Raw genomic sequence first — 16,430 nt, forward strand, 5'->3', positions numbered from 1 at the left:
CCCTTTTAACCAGTAGTTAATCGTACTGGGAGTCACCTTTTTCTTGGCCGCCGCATAAACTAATCCTTGTAGTTCAAAAAGGAGGTTTGATTGATGCAGAATAATGGGGTTGAAAAACTAATTAAACATCTAATCCTCAGCGGGGACACCTCGGGTTTACGCGAACTAATTACGAACTCTTTCGGGAAAGAGCATAAGGAAAATTCCGTGCCGAAGCGGTAAACCCCGATTGCACTTTTCCTTCTTGCCGTACGACATAGGCCAAGAAAAACCAGACGGGAAGCAGAAAGCCCACCAAGAGACTGGCCAGTAACCAAAAGCTTCCTACCAGTCCAGGCGCGTACTTGCCGGTTTCCGTCGCATTCATTACCCGGTCCGCCGCGATAAAAATATAGACATGAAGCAGACAGGTGAGGCTTCCGGAAAGACAAAGCCGCCTGCAACGGCGTCGTCTTTCCTCCCGCTGGATCCTGAGGATGATCCCCTCCACCAGACCGGAGGGGACTTCCTTTTTTACCCAACCGCAAGCCTCGGCGAGCGGGGTAAACTTATCAGGACGTTGCAGCCGGTGAAGATTGGCCAAAAGCAGATCGACTTGGTCATTTTTCCCTTGTTCAAGCCCGTGGTCGCGTTTCTGCATCTCGCAACCCCCATTTTTTAATGATCAGTTGGCGCAACCGCTCTTTTCCGCGGTGTAAATCAGCCCGGATCGAGCCTAAAGGGCGACGGGTGACCGCGGCGATCTCCCGGTAGGAGAGACCCTGAAAATAATAGAGGATCAATACGGCGCGCTGTCGAAACGACAAACGGGATAAAGCCTGGTGCAAGTCTTCCTCTTTGTCGCGCTTGATCACCAATTCCAAGGGGTCGTTCTCCGGTCCTTTCGGAAGCTCACCGCCGGTCTCTTCCAAGACAACCAGATCTTCCTGCCGCTTTTTTTTCCGTAAAAAATCCAGAGCCGTATGGTAAGCAATCCGGTATAACCAGGTCCAAAGGGTGGAGTCCCCACGGAAAGACGGCAAACCCTTCCAAGCCTTAACAAAGGTTTCCTGGGTGAGTTCCTGCGCTTGGTCTTCATCGCGGAGCATCCCTAAAAGCAGATGGTACACTTTGGCCTTATGCAACTCGACCAAAGACCGGAAGGCTTCCTCATCACGGGCTTTCGCCTTCCTGATTAACAGGGCTTCCTTCTGATCTGTTCCGGCCTTTGCCTGCCCGGCGGGTGTGGCCAAAACCAAGGATTTCCGCCGGAGTGTGGAGTTAAGCAGTCGGTTAAGGATCTTTTTTTTGCGCAAACAGACGCCCCCTTAGACCTCTCTTCCCTTGTTCCTTCTCTCCCCGCGCTGGAAATCCTTCTTCACTCCCTCTTTTCCCAAAAAATAAAAATAGTGGTTGGCTCTATCCCAACCACTCCCCACGCGGGTCCTCCCGTTACTTAGCCGTTTTTCCGAATTATTTTCTCTATCAGCTTAACCTCTTCCATGCGTAAAACAGCCGCCAACGCCAGATAAAAGATGACACCAATCCCAATCCCACCCATCACTTGGAGCAGGCGGAACAGGTTGACGGTAAGTCCCATTCCGGCCAAGAACCGGTTCCAAAACGGTAAAAACAACCGGATGACCACGGACATCCCGAGTCCCGCCAGGATGGATTGCAGGCCGGTTTTGATCAGTTTCCCGCTGCGGAGACCGCCGACCTTTCGCCGCAAAAGAAAGAAAGAGAGCAACATATTGGCAACCCCCATCAAGGAAAAGGAAAGGGCCAAACCGCCATGTTGCAACGGAGTATATTTTAAGAACAGAAAGTTCAGGCCGATACTTAACAGCACGGTGACCAGGGAGACTTTCACCGGTGTAACGGTATCTTTCAGGGCATAAAAACCGCGGGGCAAGATCTGAATCACCCCATGGGCAAACAAGCCCAAACTGTAGAAGAACAAGGCATAGGCGGTCAGCTCCGACTGGAGGGGGGTAAACTCGCCCCTTTCGTAAAGTAAACGGATGATCTCCGTCCGCATGCTGATAAAACCAAAGGCGGACGGGATAGTAATAAAGAGGATCACCCGGATGCCCAAAATAAGATTCTCTTTAAACTCCGTCCATTTGCCAACGGCAGTCAGCTGCGACAAGGTGGGGAAGAAAGCGGTGGAGACCGCGGAGGCAAAGATTCCCAATGGAAGCAAGACCAGCCTCTGGGCTAAACGGAGATAAGTGATGCTTCCTTCCGGCAACGCCGAAGCCATATTGGTGGTTACCCAAATGTTCAGTTGGGTGGCGGACAGCCCCAAAATGGCCGGGACCATCAGCCGGATCATTTTTTTATACCCCGGGTGTTGCAGGTTTATATAAAATGGGTTGTAACCGCTGATTTTTTTCACGGCAAAGGCTTGGGTCAGAAAGTTGGTAATCGCCCCCGCCACCACCCCAAAGGCCATTCCTTTAATCCCGAAACGGGGTCCCAAAAACCAGGCGCCCAAGATAATCCCCACGTTATATAAGATGGGCCCAAAGGCCGGAATAAAAAACCGTTGGTAGGAATTGAGGACCCCGCCCATCAAGCCGGCTAAAGCCGTAAAAAAGACGGCCGGAAACATCATCCTGGTCAGTTCCACCAGGAGCTCCAGTTTGCCTTCTTTCATTTGGTAAGCCTGCAGGGGAGCGAGCTGACGGGCAAAGACCATTCCCAGCAGCGAAAAGCAGGCCAGCAGAATGATGGTCACGTTCAAAAAGGTACTGGCCATCTTCCACCCCTCGGTTTCCTCCCCCTTGGCCAAGTATTCCGAAAAGAGGGGAATAAAGGCGGCCGACAAGGCCCCCCCCCACCAAAAGATAGTACATAAAGTCCGGAATAATAAACGCGGCAAAAAAGGGGTCCGTTTCGGCACGGGTAAATAAATTGGCGGTGAGGGCTTCCCGGACAAAACCCAATAAACGACTGAACAGGATCATCCCGGAGATCATCCCGGCGGCCCGGGCCAGTTGCCCCGATGAAACAGGTGTTGTCTTCAATTTCCATATCCTTCCTTACTAAAATCTATCTCTATCTCTCCAAACATTCCCTGTGCTTGTGAAAACTCCTTCCTTTCGTAAAACAAGGAAACGAAAACTTTAGCAAAAAACCCCATACCTAAATAAGGCTAGGGGTTGTAACGACGTTTTAAAATTGGCATCCCTTCAAAAAGGATCCGTTTGGCCCGTTCGGTCTCAATCTCCCAGAAAACCATAACCCCATGGCTGGCCCGGTCGTTACGCCCACCGGTCCGGGCGAGGGTGGGGTGGGCTTTCGGCCGGAGAAAATAATGCAAACCGAAGGCGGTAAAAGCTAAAGTTAAGATGATCAGCAAGTTTAAACACAAGAAGTTTTTGACGACCGCCGGAGGAATCCGCACCGGATGCCGGTTAGCTCCCATGGCCACCCCCCCTATCCCTTTATTCTATGTAAGCCGGGGAGGTGTTATACGTCTTGCTTCTTACTCCAGGTAGCGGAAGACCTCTTCGGCGGTGACCCCCGGGTGCAAAGCAATATTGATCGCTCCCGCCAACGCCCGGGCAATATCGTTGATCAGCACGTCAATCTCCTTCGGTGTCACGATGAGATCCTGGAAATAGGGGGAAAGCACCCGGTCAATGACCTCTTTCCGGTACGCCTGCATTGAAGGCCCACCCATACTAGTAATTTGCTCAAGGGCGTCGTGGATAATTGTCCGGGCTTCGACCACCGTTGGGACACCAACCGCGATCACCGGTACCCCCAAGGATTCGTAGGTTAGTCCCAGCCGGTGGTTTCCCACCCCAGACCCGGGATTGATGCCGGTGTTGGCAATCTGGACCGTGCTCCCCATCCGCTCCGTGCTCCGGGAGGCCAGCGCATCAATGACCAGGAGGAAAGCGGGTTTCACCCGCTGGACAATTCCGGCAACGATCTCTTTGGTTTCGATGCCGGTGATCCCTAAAACACCCGGCGAAACGGCACAGACCGGGCGCAGACCGCCGCGTTTTTCCGGCGGGGCACTCTCAAAGAGATGCCTGGTCACCAGGATCTTCTCCACCACTTTGGGACCGAGGGCGTCCGGGGTGGCGTTCCAGTTCCCCAAACCCACAACTAAACAGCTGGCTTCGTCACTTAGCCTAAAACCGCTAATGAAGGTGCGGAGCTCTGCCGCGATCACCTGAGCGACCTCTTCCAGCTCATCCTTATCCCGCCCGCGCAAGGCCGGGGATTCGACCGTCACATAATAGCCTGGTTTTTTCCCTAAAGCTTGACTGGCTTCGGGGGTTTGGATGATCACCCGGGTAATCTTTGTTGTCCCTTTCTCTTCGGTGTAAGATTCGACTCCCGGTACGGAAGAGCCACTTGTTCCCGCCACGAGCTGGTGGGTCTCCATTGCCAGGTCGGTGCGGATCTCGCCCAGGGTCTGTGCATAACTCATTTAACCGGCCTCCTTTGCCCTACGTTTATCTCAGTTCCGTCGGGACGATGGCATCAATCACCCCGATGACTGCGGATGCCAACAAGGCACCGATGATCGACACTTCCATCGAGGCCACGATGAACTGGGTCAGATAAATAACAACCGCCGCGGTGAAGAAGCCGACCAGCCCCCGCCCTTGAGGGGAAACTTCCCGGCCGAAAAGACTTTCGACAATATAACCGAGGACCGAGATCACCACGGCGGCAATTAACGCCCCAACAAAGCCTCCCACTTTAAACCCTGGAACCAGAAAGCTAACAAACAACAAGACTAAAGCGGAGACCACAAAGCGAACTACTGCCCCAATCATAGAACTACCTCCCTTTTCGAATTCTTATTGTTATCCTCCCCCGGCGTCAGGCAAATTATGCTGAAATCAAGAAAGACCTTGCATTCGTTGGCGAAAAAGGGTAAAATATAGTGAGCCGAAGGAATAGTGGGAGGTGAACTTGTTGCCCAATATCAAATCCGCCGAAAAAAGGGTCGCTGTTTCTGAAGTACGCCGTTTAAGGAACCGGAGTCAACGCTCCAAACTGAGAACCCTGATCAAAAACACCCAACTGGCGATGGAAACTGACCTTGAAAAAGCGCAAAACCTACTTACCCTTACCATAAAAGAGCTGGATCAAGCCGCCAGTAAGGGGCTGATCCACAAAAATGCCGCGGCACGGAAAAAAAGCCGCCTGATGCGCAAATTCAACCAGCGGACAGCGGCCGTTAATGCGTAATAAACCGCCCGTTTAAACGGGCGGTTTAGTCTTTCTTAGGGCTTAAGGTTATTTTTCTGTTAAACAGGAACCCAAATCCAGCACCACGGCATAAAGTTCCAAGCCGGGCTCGGTTTGGCCGGTCTTCAAGCGGTAGTCGGCGGCCAGGATCCGCTGGTGGGCCCGGCGTAGCTGAGTAAAGGTCAAACCGGCGGCTTTTTTTCTTATTTTTTCCGCCACGTAGGGATGGCAACCCAACTCCTTCTGGATTTCATGGCCTCGCCCATTCTGCAGCAGGAACCAGCCGAAAAGCATCCGGCGTACCTCGTTTCCCAAAAGGGCCAGAATTTTCGTCTCCGGCTCACCCGCAGCTAGCAGCCGTTGGAGGAGGTTAAGCGCCACGCCGGTTTTTCCTTCGATCGCCCCGTCAATCATGGCAAAGATATTCGTCTCCCCCGCTTCCCCCAGCAGCGTATGCCACTCCGCCATTGACGCCGGTTTCGCCCCGTGCGCACAGTAGGTTTTAATCTTCTCCAATTCATTTTTTAAACTAAACAACGAAGTCCCCTTGGCTTCCAACAACAAATCCAGCTCATGGGGGGCCAGATCAAGCCCCAGTGCTTTTGCTTCCTGGCGGAGCCATCCCTTTGCTTCATAACTTTTTAAGGGCTCACAGTACACGGTCTCGACGAAAGTCTTTAACTGTTTGACCCCTTTTTTTCTCTGGTCAAGGTTCCGGGCGGTTAAGACGAGAAAAACCTCCGGCGGCAAGTGGGGGAGCGCCGCCAGGAGCGTCTCTTCGTGGGCTGCTTTCAGCTCCTCCAACCCTTTTAGAATTATAAGACGCCGGCTACTAAAGAAGGGGGCGGTCGCCAGTTCGGTCCCGAGCAACGACGCTTCCACCTCTTTGGTCTCCATCACCACTACGTTAAAATCCTCTTCCGCGCTTTGAAAAAGCAACTGTTTTATCCGGTTTATCCCGGCGACCATCCAGTATTCTTCCTCTCCCAAAAACAAGACCGGACGGGTCAGGCGGTCAACCCCCTTCTGCTGCAAACTGTAAAGAAAATCGGATGCTTTCATTTTCTAACCTCGCTTCGGACTTGGATCTGGGCCGGACCGCCTCGGCGACCCGGGCGAATCCGGAAGGTTAACCGGCCCCTTTGGTCGGTGCGGTAAACTTTAACCCCGGCTTCCTCTAAACGGGAAAGAACAGTTGGCTCCGGATGCCCAAAGGGGTTACCGGCACCCACGCTGATCACTCCTAATTCGGGTTGGACCTTCTCCAGCCACGCCCGTCCGGTTCCGGTCGCGCTGCCATGGTGGCCTACCTTCAGGAGGTTGGCACGGAGGCCGTCCCCGTAAACCGCCAGTAACCGTCCTTCGCCCTGGGCCTCCACATCCCCCATGAGAAGGATCCGCACTCCATGCCAGTCCAAAAGTAAAACAAGGGAATTGTTGTTCAGATCCGTCCCCGTCCAGGCGGTGACCGGCGGGTGGAGTACCATTCCTTTCAGACCACCTACTTGCAGCGTCGTCCCCTCGACGCCCTGACGCAGGGGAATTCCACGTTCCAGAACTAACGCGAGGAACCTTTCGTAGAGCCGGGTCGTGTGGGCGTAACCGCTCTCCAGGATCTGGGCTACTTCGATCCGGCCGTCTTCCAAAAGGCGTACCACCCCGCCCAGATGGTCCTCATGGGCGTGGGTTACCACCACCAGATCAAGGGCCCGAATCCCCTGGGCCTGCAGGTACGGGCGGATCTCCTGCGCGTAAGCGCCTGTTTCCCCACCATCCACCAAAAGATGATAATCCCCCGGGACGGAGATTAAAACCGCATCGCCTTGCCCTACATCAAAGAAGACCAGCTCGAGACAGGGTGTTAGATCCTGCACCAGATAGTAGCCGGTAACGGCCAGGACCACCAACAGCAAGACCAGCAAGGCATGGAATAAAGGCAACCTTCTTTTTTTGGTCACCGGATTAACCGTCAGGCCCCAAGTGAGCAAAAAGATCACCCCATAACTCGCCCCCACCGTCAACCACGGCCACGGGGGAAATCGAAGATATCCCGGCCAGGACGCCAAAAAAACCGTTAGCTGCCAAAAACCTTCTATAATGACCGCATTTCCGGCATTCAAAAGGCGTGCCAACGGCAGATAGGCCATGCCGGCCAGGGCCGCCACCAAACCGATTTGCACGGCGAAACCGGCCAAAGGGACCAGCAGCAAGTTGGCCAGCGGTGCCACTAGGGAAAATCCGCCGTAAACCTTGGCGATCAATGGTGCCACCATCAATTGGGCGGCTAAAGAAAGAAAAAACGGGCGGCCCTTTACAAACCAAGGATAAGCGGCGAAAGATTGCTCCCAACGGGGATAAACCACCAACAAGCCAACACAGGCCGCCAACGACAGCCAGAAGCCAAAGGCAAAAACCTCCAGGGGACGCAGGAGCATGATGATCATAGCCGCGACCGCCAGGTGCAGCGGTCGTTGCGTGCGCCGCTGCATCAGATCACCAAACAAAGCCAGTAAACCCATGATCCCCGCCCGTAGGGCCGGGGCACCGCCGCCCGCCACCAAGAGAAAAAGGACCACGGCCGGCACCGCCAGGATGGCGAGCACCCGGTCGGGTAGCCGGAAAGCTTTCCCCAACCCCCAAAACAGGCTAAGCCAAAACGTAAGATGGAGCCCACTGACGGAGAGTAAATGGGCAACCCCGACCCGTTCGAAGGTCAGCGCCGACAGGCCAGGTTCCCGTCGTCCCAAAAGCATCCCGTGGAGGATCGTCGCCGCCTGCGGTGGTAAGGTCGCCTCCCCAACCGCAATTATCTTCTGTTGCACAGCGTTGACCAAGCGGCCCACCCCCGGGACCTTCCCACGGCCGCACACCGTCGGCAAGCCTTGGACCAGTAGCCCGCCGGTAATCCGTTCCCGGACCCATTCCGAACCGGCATGTTGCTCGGCGCCGAACAAACGGCCCTTGAGCGCCAGACGCTGACCATAGTGATAGGTCCCCGGGACCGGCAGGAACACTTCTACTTTCGGCCGGACGGTTAAATCTGCGCCGGACAGTGCTTCGACCCGAAAAACAAACCTTAAACCCTCGCGCCACGGGGCCGGGGTCTCAAGGACCGTCCCGGCCACCTCAACCAGCTGCCCGTAGTGGTCGTCAAGGACCGCCCGGTAACGAAGGTGGAGCATGGCTTCGGTCCCGCCTAAAATAACCCCCAAAAGCAAACAAAAAACAAGTCCGGTTCCTTTGCGCCGCTGGAACCGCCACCCGCCAAGGAACAGGACAAGGCCGATAACAATAAGGAGAAAGATGGCCGTCCGCCAGCATCCGCTGTACCATCCGGTGATGATCCCGCCGCCCAGGAAAAAGGGGGCCCACAGGAGAGGGGAGCGGGAGGTCATTCTTTAATCACAAGATAAGGCCGGATTTTGGCCAGTGTTTTTTCGCCGATCCCCTTCACCGCCAGCAGATCGTCGATGGTCCGGAACTTACCCATCGTCTCCCGGTATTCAATAATCCGGGCGGCCAGGACCGGTCCGATCCCCGGTAAAGTCTGCAACTCTTCGTAGCTGGCCGTATTCGGATCAAGACGGAAGGAAGCCGCTTCCTCTTCCACCGCCTGGTCGCCGGGGGCAGGCGGTGCCGTTTCTTCGGCCGGTTCCCCCTGTGCCCCCGCCGCCGGTCCGCTTTCGTCCGGAGGGGTCATGGCCCCCGCCCGCCCGACAACCAGTTCCGTTCCCCCCCCGGACCGGGCCGGGCCAAGCCACGTTTACCGGCGCCACCAGATGCACCTCCAGATCCCCCCGGGAGAGGGCACGAAAGCCCAACCGGCCCGCACCAAGGAGAATCGCGGCTACCAGCAGAAGGAGAACCCTCCTTTGCTGCCTTGAGAGTTCGTTAAGCATCCTTTTCACCTCACGTCACCCATTAGGTCCTGAGCGTCGTCAAGGTTGCGGGACAAACTATGTTCTGTTCCTGTCCGAACGCAGGGTCGCTGCCAACTGCAGCATCTCACGGGCATGTTCGCGCGTGGTTGTTGTCACCTCCGCACCACCAAGCATCCGGGCGAGTTCCTCCACCCGTTCCTCTTGGTCCAAAGCGCGGACCTTTATCGTTGTCCGTTCGTCGTGCGTTGTTTTTTCAATATAATAATGGTGATGGGCCAGACTGGCGATCTGGGGCAGATGGGTGACACAGATCACCTGGTGGGTACAGCCTAAAAGTAAAAGCTTCTCCGCCACCGCCTGCGCCGTCCGCCCGCCAATCCCAGTGTCAATTTCGTCGAAAACCATCGCCGGAATCTGGTCGGCTTCGGCCAAAATCACCTTCAGCACCAACATTAACCGGGAGAGCTCACCGCCGGACGCGATCCGCGCCAAAGGCCGCAGGCCTTCCCCGGGGTTCGGGGCCACCATAAACTCCACCTGGTCGATACCGTCCTTGCCCACCGCAACTTTTTCCCCATTTATTTCAAGCCCGTCCCGGGGATCGGGAATCCGGTTCAACGCCACTTTAAAGACGGTTTTTCCCATATTCACCTCGTGCAGTTGCTCCATAACGGCCGTCTCCAAGCGGTCTGCCGTCTCCCGCCGCAAAGCGGAAAGGGCCTGTACGGCCCGGCCTAATTCCGCTTCCAGGGTGGCCAGCTGCTGCGTGAGCTCCTGCTGCCGTGCGGTACGGTCGCTGAGGGAAGCCAGTTCCTTTCGTAATTTCGCCGCGTAATCCAGAATTTCCGGGATTCCCGGGCCGTACTTCCTTTTCAACTTGGCAATCTCATCCAGCCGTTCTTCCACCTGGTTCAGGCGTTCCGGATCAAAAGTGATCTGATCCCGGTAGGCGCGAAGCTCCCGGGCCACTTCTTCGACCTCGCAGGCCACCCGGTTTGCCGTCTCAACCCACGGTCTTAGTTGGGGATCAATCTCCGCTGCTCTGCTCAGGGCTTCAACACTGGTCCCCAAATGATCCAGGATGGCGCCCCCGTCGTCTCTCCCGTAAAAACGGTGGTAAGCTTCGGAAACATATGTATAAAGCCGTTCGGCGCCGGCCAGGAGATTCCGCTCCCGGCTTAATTCTTCTTCTTCTCCCGGTTGCAACCGGGCGGCTTCAATCTCCTGCAACTGAAAACTGTACAATTCCACCCGCCGCTTTTCCTCGGCTTCGTCCATCTCCAGGTCGGCCAGCTCCTTCTTAACCCCCTGCCATTTGGTGTATAACTCCGCCACCCGGGCGGCTTCTTGTTTTAAATGCTCCCCGCCAAACCGGTCCAAAAGCGCCCGCTGGAAAACGGGGGAGAACAGGGACTGGTGTTCATGCTGGCCGTGGATATCCATAAGTAAACGACCGACCTCATTGAGGGTGAGGACGGTCACATTTTGGCCGTTCATCCGGCAACGGCTGCGCCCCGACATTTTAATTTCCCGGCTGACCACCAGGAGGCGGTCGTCGCCCACCGGGATCCCCCAGCCGGCAAGGAGGTTGTCGATCTCCGGACGCTCTTCCAGTTCAAACACCCCTTCAATCCTGGCCGATTCGGCTCCGGCCCGGATCTGTTCCCAAGAAGAACGTCCCCCCAAAAGCAAGCTGACCGTATCAATTATGATCGATTTCCCGGCACCCGTCTCGCCGGTCAAAACATTAAACCCTGGCCCAAACTCCAGGCTTAACCGGTCAATCAGGGCAAAGTTTTCGATCATCAGCTCGCGCAGCATCCTCTTACCTCCTCAGCTTATACAACCGCTCCAGTACTTGCTCGACTTGGTCTTTCCGCCGGACAATCACCAGAATCGAATCGTCCCCGGCGATTGTCCCCATTACCTCGCTCAAATCCAAATCATCCAAAGCCGCCGCCACGCCATGGGCGGCCCCGCTGGTTGTTTTGATCATGATCAGATTATCGGTGTGGTCAATACTGATCACCGCACCCTCAAACATCCGTTCCGCCCGCTTTAAAAGATCGGGAAAACTGCGGTCCAAAGGCAGCGAATAACGGTAGCCGCCACTGGGCGTTGGCACTTTGATGAGGCCAAGTTCCTTGATGTCCCGTGAAAGGGTGGCCTGGGTCACTTCGATCCCTTCGGCTTTCAACGCTGCACCAAGCGCTTCTTGGGTTTCGATCGGTTTTTCCTTAATGATCGACAGGATCAAACCGTGGCGACGGGCTTTCATGCTTCACCCTCCCTTTTCCTTTGCTGCGTTTTACAACGCAAAAGCTTTACAATTTTCCTTCTTTAACCTTTTCGCGCAAAATATGATAAAAGCTTTTCTCCTTAAAACGAATAAACTTGGTCCGGTGCGGTGCCGTGTAGATTTTGATCCCATCTTCAGCCTCCAAGCCCAGGCATTCCTGGCCATCGGCGGTGAGCAGCACTTCGTGGGGGGGTGCCGTAAATTTAATCTCAATGACCGCGTTACTGTCCACCACCAAAGGCCGGTTAAAGAGCGAGTGGGCACAGATCGGGGTCAGTACCAACGCCGACAACTGCGGGGAAACGATTGGTCCGCCCGCCGATAAGGAGTAGGCCGTGGAGCCGGTCGGCGTGGCCACAATCAATCCGTCCGCCGCCAACATGCCGGTAAAAAACCCATCAATAAGCAGTTCGAGCCGGAGCATCCGGGAGAACAGGCCTTTACTGATCACAATATCATTCAACCCGACCAGACAAGCCCGCTGCTTGCCGGCACTGGTCACCTCCGCGTTGACCATAATCCGGTTTTCTACCACAAACTCGCCCCTGCGGAGTTTTTCCACGGCGCTTTCCAGCTCTTTATCTTCCACTTCGGTTAAAAAACCCAAATGCCCCAGGTTAATACCGAAGATCGGAATCTCCCAGGGATAAAGCCGCCGGGCCAGCGACAAAAGCGCGCCATCGCCGCCCAGAACCACTCCATAGTCCAGCTGGGCCGGCAAATCCTCTTTCCGGCAGCCCAGTTCGGCGGCGTCAAGACGCGCGGCACTTTCTTCTTCCATAACCACCTGAAAACCAGCCTGTGCCAAGAGGTGGATTAGTTTACGGGCAACCCGAGCCGCTTCCGGTTTCTCAAAAAGCGGAAATACGCCTATTTTTTTCATAATTACACCTCAGTTCCACTTCCCTCGAGTCCCTTTATATTTATTCATTAGATTTTGATGAAATCCTGCATGAAGAGGAGCAAAGATTCATAGTTTTATATCATTAGCCACCAAAGCGGCCGTCAAGAAAAGCGTGCGCAAAGGGGCTTGGTTTTGATGAAAGCAGCGCTCCGACCCCATTTTAAAAAGTATGTGCTCCTTACCTTCTCCAGCCTGCTGTTACGTGTTTACGGGCAGATCTACCGTCTTTTTCTCCTCCGTTGTTTCGGCGCTGAACCCTTCGGTCTCCTGGGCATGATCTCCCCCTTTTACCGGCTGTTGAGCCTGCTCATTACCATGGGCTTGCCCACCGCTTTCGTCCGTTTAATCGCCATCGAACAAGCAAAAAAAAAACACCGCCTGGATCCGGCAGGCCAAAAAAAAAAGTCTTCATCCTGGTGACCGCCACCGCATCCATCGTCTCCGGCCTCCTCTTCCTGTTCGCCACCCCGCTGGGCGTCTTCCTTTATAATGACCTCCGGACCGGTCCGCTGCTGAAATATTATGCACTTGCCCTCATCTTTCACTGTCTTTGCCTGGTGTACCGGGGGTATTTTCATGGTCTTGACCGCGTTGCCCCCCTGGCCTTTGCGGATCTCACCGAGACCTTCGGCGAAACCGTCTTTATTCTCCTTTTCCTCCTTACCGGTCCCCGCCCTCCGTTGCGGGTGGAAACGGCCGGGCGGATCCTGGCCATAGGGTTTCTGCTGGGCGAAGTCACTTGTTTTACTGCCCTTTTCCTTTATGACCGGTACCGTATCCGCCCCTCCCTGGTCAACGCGGCCGCCCAACCGGTCTCCGGGCGGAAGCTCCTCCCTTTACTGCGTTCTTCCTTCCCGCTAATGGCCCAGCAGTTAATCTTGTCCCTGGCGCGCATCGCCGAAAGCATCCTCCTGCCCAAGTTATTGGCAAAGGGCGGACTCAGCCAGACCCAAATTGCCCATGACCTTGGCGAATACTGGGAAATGGCCACCCCGTTCCTCCTGTTTCCGCTGTTCTTATTTTCCCCCGTTTCCACTTTAATCCTTCCCGCCACCGCCCGCGCCACCGTCAAAAACAAGCTTCCGGTTTATTTTCAGAAGCTGCGCTGTCTTTTAGGCGGCGCCCTCCTTTATTCCCTCGGCGCGTGTCTTCTCCTCCTCAAGTTTGCGCGGCCATTATCCCTATTACTCTACCGGACTACCAACGCCACCCGCTATCTCCCTTATCTCCTGCCGGCCCTTCCCTTCATAATCATGAACAATCTGTTAATCCCCGTGGCGGAAGGCCTTGGGAAACAACTCTTTTTGCTCCGGGCGACCCTGGTCTTGATCTTCGTGAAGACCGGCCTTACGGCCGCCTTTGTCCCATTACCCGCTTTCGGACTGGCGGGTGCCGCCTGGGGGCTGACCATCAGCCAAGCCCTGCTCTTTTGTTTATTGCTGAAAGAAACCTTCTTTACCGTCGTGCCCGGTACCAAATGGTTCTTTTTATTCAAAACCAAGTTTCTTCACCTGCCCAAGCCATAAAAAAACCGTTGCGGGCGGCAACGGTCTTTTTTGGTACGCTACTGAACGCGGGCGGCAGATTACCATTCCTTTAGAGGATCTTGCTTAAAAAGAGTTTGGTCCGTTCATTTTGCGGTGCATTGAAAAGCTTTTCCGGGGTGTTCTCTTCAATGATCAACCCATCATCCATAAACAACACCCGGTCGGCAACTTCGCGGGCAAAACCCATTTCATGGGTGACCACCACCATGGTCAACCCGTCTTTGGCCAAAGCCTTCATTACGTCCAAGACTTCCTTGATCATCTCCGGATCCAACGCGGAAGTCGGCTCGTCAAAGAGCATCACTTTCGGTTGCATCGCCAAAGCCCGGGCGATCGCCACCCGCTGTTGTTGTCCACCCGAGAGGGTATCCGGGTAAGCGAGGGCTTTGTCCTTCAACCCGACCTTTTGCAACAGATCGTAAGCCCGGGCCTCCGCCTCCTCCCGCGAACATTTCCGGACCTTCAGCGGGGCCAGGCAGATGTTCTCAACCACGTTCATATGGGGAAACAGGTTGAACCGTTGGAAAACCATCCCCATTTCAGTCCGGATCCGGTTGAGATCGACCTTTTTCAGATCCGTAATTTCGACCCCGTCGAAGTAAATCTGGCCGCCGTCGGGGATCTCCAGCAGGTTGAGGCAGCGCAAAAAGGTGCTTTTCCCCGAACCGCTGGGCCCAATCACACAGACGACTTCCCCTTCCTTCACCTCGTTGGTGATGCCGTTTAAAACCCGAAGAGAGCCGAAGCGTTTATGCAAGTTGACGACCTTAATCATTCTGTTTCAGCCTCCTCTCCGTGTAATTAACCAGCTGGGTGATGGGAAGCGTCATGAACAAGAAAAGCAAGGCCACAGCGGTCCAGATCTCAAAAGCACGGAAGGTGCGCCCGGCGATCATCGAGCCTTTCCGCACCAACTCTTCCAGGGCAATAACGGAAACAATCGAAGAATCTTTGAGCATGGCAATAAACTCGTTCCCCAAGGGTGGAATAATCCGCTTAAAGGTCTGCGGGATGAGTACATACCGCATGGCTTGGGAGTAGGTCATCCCCAGTGAGCGGGCGGCTTCCAACTGTCCCCGGTCGATCGATTGGATCCCGGCCCGTACAATCTCCGCCACATAGGCGCCGCTGTTGACCGACAGGGTAATGATCGCCGCCATCCGCGGCGGAATCGTCCCGAAATAGGCGGGAAGGCCAAAATAAACCAAATAGAGCTGGACCAACATGGGCGTCCCCCGGATAAAGGTGACATAAATCGAACTTAACATAAAAATCAGCTTGTTCTGGGAGACACGGCCAATCCCCACAAATGTTCCGATCAGGATCCCCATTCCCACCGCAATACAGGTCAGCTGGATGGTCAAAACCGCCCCTTCCAGCAGGACGGGCAGGAAGCGAACCATTACACTTAAATCCCAGGTATAATTCATTACGTCCTCTCCTTCGTTGGCGCTCTCCCCAGTCCGCGGTGACCGCCAATATTTTGGCGTCGGGGCATAATCCTCACAGCGCGCTAAGCCCGATAGGTACTGGGAGAAAAAACCAAGTTTGCTGCTTAGAATCGAAAAAGCAGCCGTCGGCTGCCTTTTCGCCTTTTTTCTTTTATAATTATTCACCAAAGTATTTGCGGTAAATCTCATCGTAGGTTCCGTTGGCCTTGAGGGTCGCCAAAGCCTGGTTAATTTTGGCCAACAATTCGGTGTCGCTCTTCCGGAGGGCCAACCCATACTCTTCGGTCGTAAAAGCTTCACCAACGATCTGGTATTGCCCGGGGTTGGCTTTAATCTGCGCACCGGCCACCGGTAGATCCATCACCACGGCGTCGGCGGCTCCGTTCTTCAGCTCCAGGAACGGATCGGTCGCTTGGTTAAATCTTTTAATCGACGCAATCGCAATCCCTTTTTCCATCATCTCGGTGGCGGCCAGGTCACCGGTGCTGTTAATCTGCACGGCCAACCGTTTTCCGGCCAAATCTTCCGGCCCTTTAATGCGGTTATCGCCCGCACGGGTCACAATGACCAGACCGGCATTGATGTACGGGTCGGAGAAGTTAACCACTTCTTTCCGCTCCTCCGTAATCGTCATCCCGGAAGCAATCACATCGTAGTTCCCGCTGAGCAGCCCGGGGATGATCCCATCCCAGGATACATTCTTAATCTCGACTTCCATTCCTAACTCGGCACCAATCGCCCGCATCAGGTCAAGGTCAAAACCGAGGAGTTCACCGGTTTCCTCGTCCAGATACTCAAAGGGAGGAAACGCCGCGTCGCAACCAACAACGAGCACCCCGCCACTGGGCTTGGTCCCCGTCTCCTTTTTGGGGCCGAAAACATTGAACCCAACCAGAGCGACTACGACAATTACCACAAGCGCAATTAGACCATACAACAAGGACTTCTTTTTCATTATAAACCCCCACTCTCTTGGATCTTCAGCTTTAAAATTTAAAAAGTGCAATTTGTTATTTATTAAATCGTTGTATTAATTATAACCTACGACTTATATTTATGCAAGCCGTTTTCGCTGATCCTCCTCAGCATAGTAAAGTTTAACTTCCGCTTAACCAAAACAAGAAAAACGGATGATATCATCCGTCT

The 16,430-nt window shown here is 54.6% G+C and carries 20 protein-coding genes; 5 read left to right on the top strand and 15 right to left on the bottom strand.

Annotated features, from left to right (window positions below; genetic code table 11):
* Window positions 1-169: 169 nt before the first annotated feature.
* The 3 genes from G5B42_RS06140 to murJ all read right to left on the bottom strand — a co-directional run bounded on the left by G5B42_RS06140 (window position 170) and on the right by murJ (window position 2,887).
* Entirely contained in the window at window positions 170-640 is a 471-nt protein-coding gene (locus G5B42_RS06140; RefSeq protein WP_181339578.1) for a hypothetical protein, read from the bottom strand.
* Window positions 615-1,295, bottom strand: a complete 681-nt coding sequence (locus G5B42_RS06145; RefSeq protein ID WP_181339579.1) for an RNA polymerase sigma factor — start codon at window positions 1,293-1,295, stop codon at window positions 615-617. Before G5B42_RS06145 ends, G5B42_RS06140 begins: the two co-directional genes overlap by 26 nt.
* Window positions 1,296-1,435: 140 nt before the next feature.
* Window positions 1,436-2,887 (bottom strand): murein biosynthesis integral membrane protein MurJ, encoded by a 1,452-nt coding sequence (murJ, locus tag G5B42_RS06150; RefSeq protein WP_331274056.1) that lies wholly within the window; start codon window positions 2,885-2,887, stop codon window positions 1,436-1,438.
* A 17-nt stretch (window positions 2,888-2,904) separates the two neighbouring features.
* Here murJ and G5B42_RS12125 point away from each other — a divergent pair, with 17 nt between their 5' ends.
* A complete protein-coding gene (locus tag G5B42_RS12125) occupies window positions 2,905-3,033 on the top strand; it encodes a hypothetical protein (protein WP_269206176.1) in 129 nt (42 codons plus the stop codon).
* A gap of 106 nt (window positions 3,034-3,139) precedes the next feature.
* Here G5B42_RS12125 and G5B42_RS06155 read toward each other — a convergent pair whose 3' ends face one another.
* Genes G5B42_RS06155 through G5B42_RS06165 form a run of 3 tightly spaced genes read right to left on the bottom strand, consistent with a single transcriptional unit; the run spans window position 3,140 to window position 4,784 of the window.
* Complete coding sequence (locus tag G5B42_RS06155) at window positions 3,140-3,412, bottom strand: hypothetical protein (RefSeq protein ID WP_181339581.1); 273 nt, start codon at window positions 3,410-3,412, stop codon at window positions 3,140-3,142.
* 60 nt (window positions 3,413-3,472) lie between these two features.
* Complete coding sequence (gpr, locus tag G5B42_RS06160) at window positions 3,473-4,432, bottom strand: GPR endopeptidase (RefSeq protein WP_181339582.1); 960 nt, start codon at window positions 4,430-4,432, stop codon at window positions 3,473-3,475.
* 25 nt (window positions 4,433-4,457) lie between these two features.
* The gene (locus G5B42_RS06165) at window positions 4,458-4,784 is read right to left on the bottom strand and encodes a phage holin family protein (protein WP_181339583.1); all 327 of its coding nucleotides are present in this window, start codon (window positions 4,782-4,784) and stop codon (window positions 4,458-4,460) included.
* Window positions 4,785-4,926: 142 nt separating this feature from the next.
* Here G5B42_RS06165 and rpsT point away from each other — a divergent pair, with 142 nt between their 5' ends.
* Complete coding sequence (gene rpsT, locus G5B42_RS06170) at window positions 4,927-5,202, top strand: 30S ribosomal protein S20 (RefSeq protein WP_181339584.1); 276 nt, start codon at window positions 4,927-4,929, stop codon at window positions 5,200-5,202.
* Between the two features lie 48 nt (window positions 5,203-5,250).
* Here the strand turns inward: rpsT and holA are convergent, their stop codons facing one another.
* From holA to G5B42_RS06185, 3 genes are read right to left on the bottom strand one after another with little or no spacing between them, the layout of a single operon-like run.
* A complete protein-coding gene (gene holA, locus G5B42_RS06175; protein ID WP_181339585.1) occupies window positions 5,251-6,264 on the bottom strand; it encodes a DNA polymerase III subunit delta in 1,014 nt (337 codons plus the stop codon).
* Window positions 6,261-8,597, bottom strand: a complete 2,337-nt coding sequence (locus G5B42_RS06180; protein WP_181339586.1) for a DNA internalization-related competence protein ComEC/Rec2 — start codon at window positions 8,595-8,597, stop codon at window positions 6,261-6,263. Before G5B42_RS06180 ends, holA begins: the two co-directional genes overlap by 4 nt.
* Complete coding sequence (locus G5B42_RS06185) at window positions 8,594-8,902, bottom strand: ComEA family DNA-binding protein (protein ID WP_181339587.1); 309 nt, start codon at window positions 8,900-8,902, stop codon at window positions 8,594-8,596. Before G5B42_RS06185 ends, G5B42_RS06180 begins: the two co-directional genes overlap by 4 nt.
* Between G5B42_RS06185 and G5B42_RS06190 the strand changes: the two genes are divergently transcribed.
* Window positions 8,901-9,086 carry a hypothetical protein gene (locus tag G5B42_RS06190; protein WP_181339588.1) on the top strand — a complete coding sequence of 62 codons (186 nt, stop codon included), beginning with the start codon at window positions 8,901-8,903 and terminating at the stop codon, window positions 9,084-9,086. The two genes, G5B42_RS06185 and G5B42_RS06190, sit on opposite strands and share 2 nt — an antisense overlap.
* A gap of 72 nt (window positions 9,087-9,158) precedes the next feature.
* Here G5B42_RS06190 and recN read toward each other — a convergent pair whose 3' ends face one another.
* The 3 genes from recN to G5B42_RS06205 are packed head-to-tail and all read right to left on the bottom strand — an operon-like array spanning window position 9,159 to window position 12,265.
* Complete coding sequence (gene recN / locus G5B42_RS06195; protein WP_181339589.1) at window positions 9,159-10,904, bottom strand: DNA repair protein RecN; 1,746 nt, start codon at window positions 10,902-10,904, stop codon at window positions 9,159-9,161.
* Between the two features lie 4 nt (window positions 10,905-10,908).
* Complete coding sequence (gene argR, locus G5B42_RS06200; protein ID WP_181339590.1) at window positions 10,909-11,361, bottom strand: arginine repressor; 453 nt, start codon at window positions 11,359-11,361, stop codon at window positions 10,909-10,911.
* Window positions 11,362-11,407: 46 nt separating this feature from the next.
* The gene (locus G5B42_RS06205; protein WP_181339591.1) at window positions 11,408-12,265 is read right to left on the bottom strand and encodes an NAD(+)/NADH kinase; all 858 of its coding nucleotides are present in this window, start codon (window positions 12,263-12,265) and stop codon (window positions 11,408-11,410) included.
* A 156-nt stretch (window positions 12,266-12,421) separates the two neighbouring features.
* Here G5B42_RS06205 and G5B42_RS12130 point away from each other — a divergent pair, with 156 nt between their 5' ends.
* Complete coding sequence (locus G5B42_RS12130; RefSeq protein WP_181339592.1) at window positions 12,422-12,706, top strand: oligosaccharide flippase family protein; 285 nt, start codon at window positions 12,422-12,424, stop codon at window positions 12,704-12,706.
* The gene (locus tag G5B42_RS12135; protein ID WP_181339593.1) at window positions 12,703-13,812 is read left to right on the top strand and encodes an oligosaccharide flippase family protein; all 1,110 of its coding nucleotides are present in this window, start codon (window positions 12,703-12,705) and stop codon (window positions 13,810-13,812) included. The genes G5B42_RS12130 and G5B42_RS12135 overlap by 4 nt, the downstream gene beginning before the upstream one ends.
* 70 nt (window positions 13,813-13,882) lie before the next feature.
* Here G5B42_RS12135 and G5B42_RS06220 read toward each other — a convergent pair whose 3' ends face one another.
* From G5B42_RS06220 to G5B42_RS06230, 3 genes are all read right to left on the bottom strand, one after another.
* Window positions 13,883-14,608 carry an amino acid ABC transporter ATP-binding protein gene (locus G5B42_RS06220; protein WP_181339594.1) on the bottom strand — a complete coding sequence of 242 codons (726 nt, stop codon included), beginning with the start codon at window positions 14,606-14,608 and terminating at the stop codon, window positions 13,883-13,885.
* Window positions 14,601-15,263: an amino acid ABC transporter permease gene (locus G5B42_RS06225; RefSeq protein ID WP_181339595.1), complete on the bottom strand. Its 663-nt coding sequence runs from the start codon at window positions 15,261-15,263 to the stop codon at window positions 14,601-14,603. The genes G5B42_RS06220 and G5B42_RS06225 overlap by 8 nt, the downstream gene beginning before the upstream one ends.
* A gap of 178 nt (window positions 15,264-15,441) precedes the next feature.
* Window positions 15,442-16,239, bottom strand: a complete 798-nt coding sequence (locus G5B42_RS06230; protein ID WP_181339596.1) for a basic amino acid ABC transporter substrate-binding protein — start codon at window positions 16,237-16,239, stop codon at window positions 15,442-15,444.
* Between the last annotated feature and the right edge of the window lie 191 nt (window positions 16,240-16,430).

Source organism: Capillibacterium thermochitinicola, assembly GCF_013664685.1.
In the GTDB taxonomy this organism is placed as follows: Bacteria; Bacillota; UBA4882; order UBA10575; family UBA10575; genus Capillibacterium; species Capillibacterium thermochitinicola.

Excerpts from the sequence above, each read along its gene's own strand:
- G5B42_RS06140 (WP_181339578.1), bottom strand. The coding sequence starts at position 640 with ATGCAGAAACGCGACCACGGGCTTGAACAAGGGAAAAATGACCAAGTC.
- G5B42_RS06155 (WP_181339581.1), bottom strand. The coding sequence starts at position 3,412 with ATGGGAGCTAACCGGCATCCGGTGCGGATTCCTCCGGCGGTCGTCAAA.
- gpr (WP_181339582.1), bottom strand. The coding sequence starts at position 4,432 with ATGAGTTATGCACAGACCCTGGGCGAGATCCGCACCGACCTGGCAATG.
- G5B42_RS06165 (WP_181339583.1), bottom strand. The coding sequence starts at position 4,784 with ATGATTGGGGCAGTAGTTCGCTTTGTGGTCTCCGCTTTAGTCTTGTTG.
- holA (WP_181339585.1), bottom strand. The coding sequence starts at position 6,264 with ATGAAAGCATCCGATTTTCTTTACAGTTTGCAGCAGAAGGGGGTTGAC.
- G5B42_RS06180 (WP_181339586.1), bottom strand. The coding sequence starts at position 8,597 with ATGACCTCCCGCTCCCCTCTCCTGTGGGCCCCCTTTTTCCTGGGCGGC.
- G5B42_RS06190 (WP_181339588.1), top strand. The coding sequence starts at position 8,901 with ATGGCCCCCGCCCGCCCGACAACCAGTTCCGTTCCCCCCCCGGACCGG.
- G5B42_RS06185 (WP_181339587.1), bottom strand. The coding sequence starts at position 8,902 with ATGACCCCTCCGGACGAAAGCGGACCGGCGGCGGGGGCACAGGGGGAA.
- recN (WP_181339589.1), bottom strand. The coding sequence starts at position 10,904 with ATGCTGCGCGAGCTGATGATCGAAAACTTTGCCCTGATTGACCGGTTA.
- argR (WP_181339590.1), bottom strand. The coding sequence starts at position 11,361 with ATGAAAGCCCGTCGCCACGGTTTGATCCTGTCGATCATTAAGGAAAAA.
- G5B42_RS06205 (WP_181339591.1), bottom strand. The coding sequence starts at position 12,265 with ATGAAAAAAATAGGCGTATTTCCGCTTTTTGAGAAACCGGAAGCGGCT.
- G5B42_RS12130 (WP_181339592.1), top strand. The coding sequence starts at position 12,422 with ATGAAAGCAGCGCTCCGACCCCATTTTAAAAAGTATGTGCTCCTTACC.
- G5B42_RS06220 (WP_181339594.1), bottom strand. The coding sequence starts at position 14,608 with ATGATTAAGGTCGTCAACTTGCATAAACGCTTCGGCTCTCTTCGGGTT.
- G5B42_RS06225 (WP_181339595.1), bottom strand. The coding sequence starts at position 15,263 with ATGAATTATACCTGGGATTTAAGTGTAATGGTTCGCTTCCTGCCCGTC.
- G5B42_RS06230 (WP_181339596.1), bottom strand. The coding sequence starts at position 16,239 with ATGAAAAAGAAGTCCTTGTTGTATGGTCTAATTGCGCTTGTGGTAATT.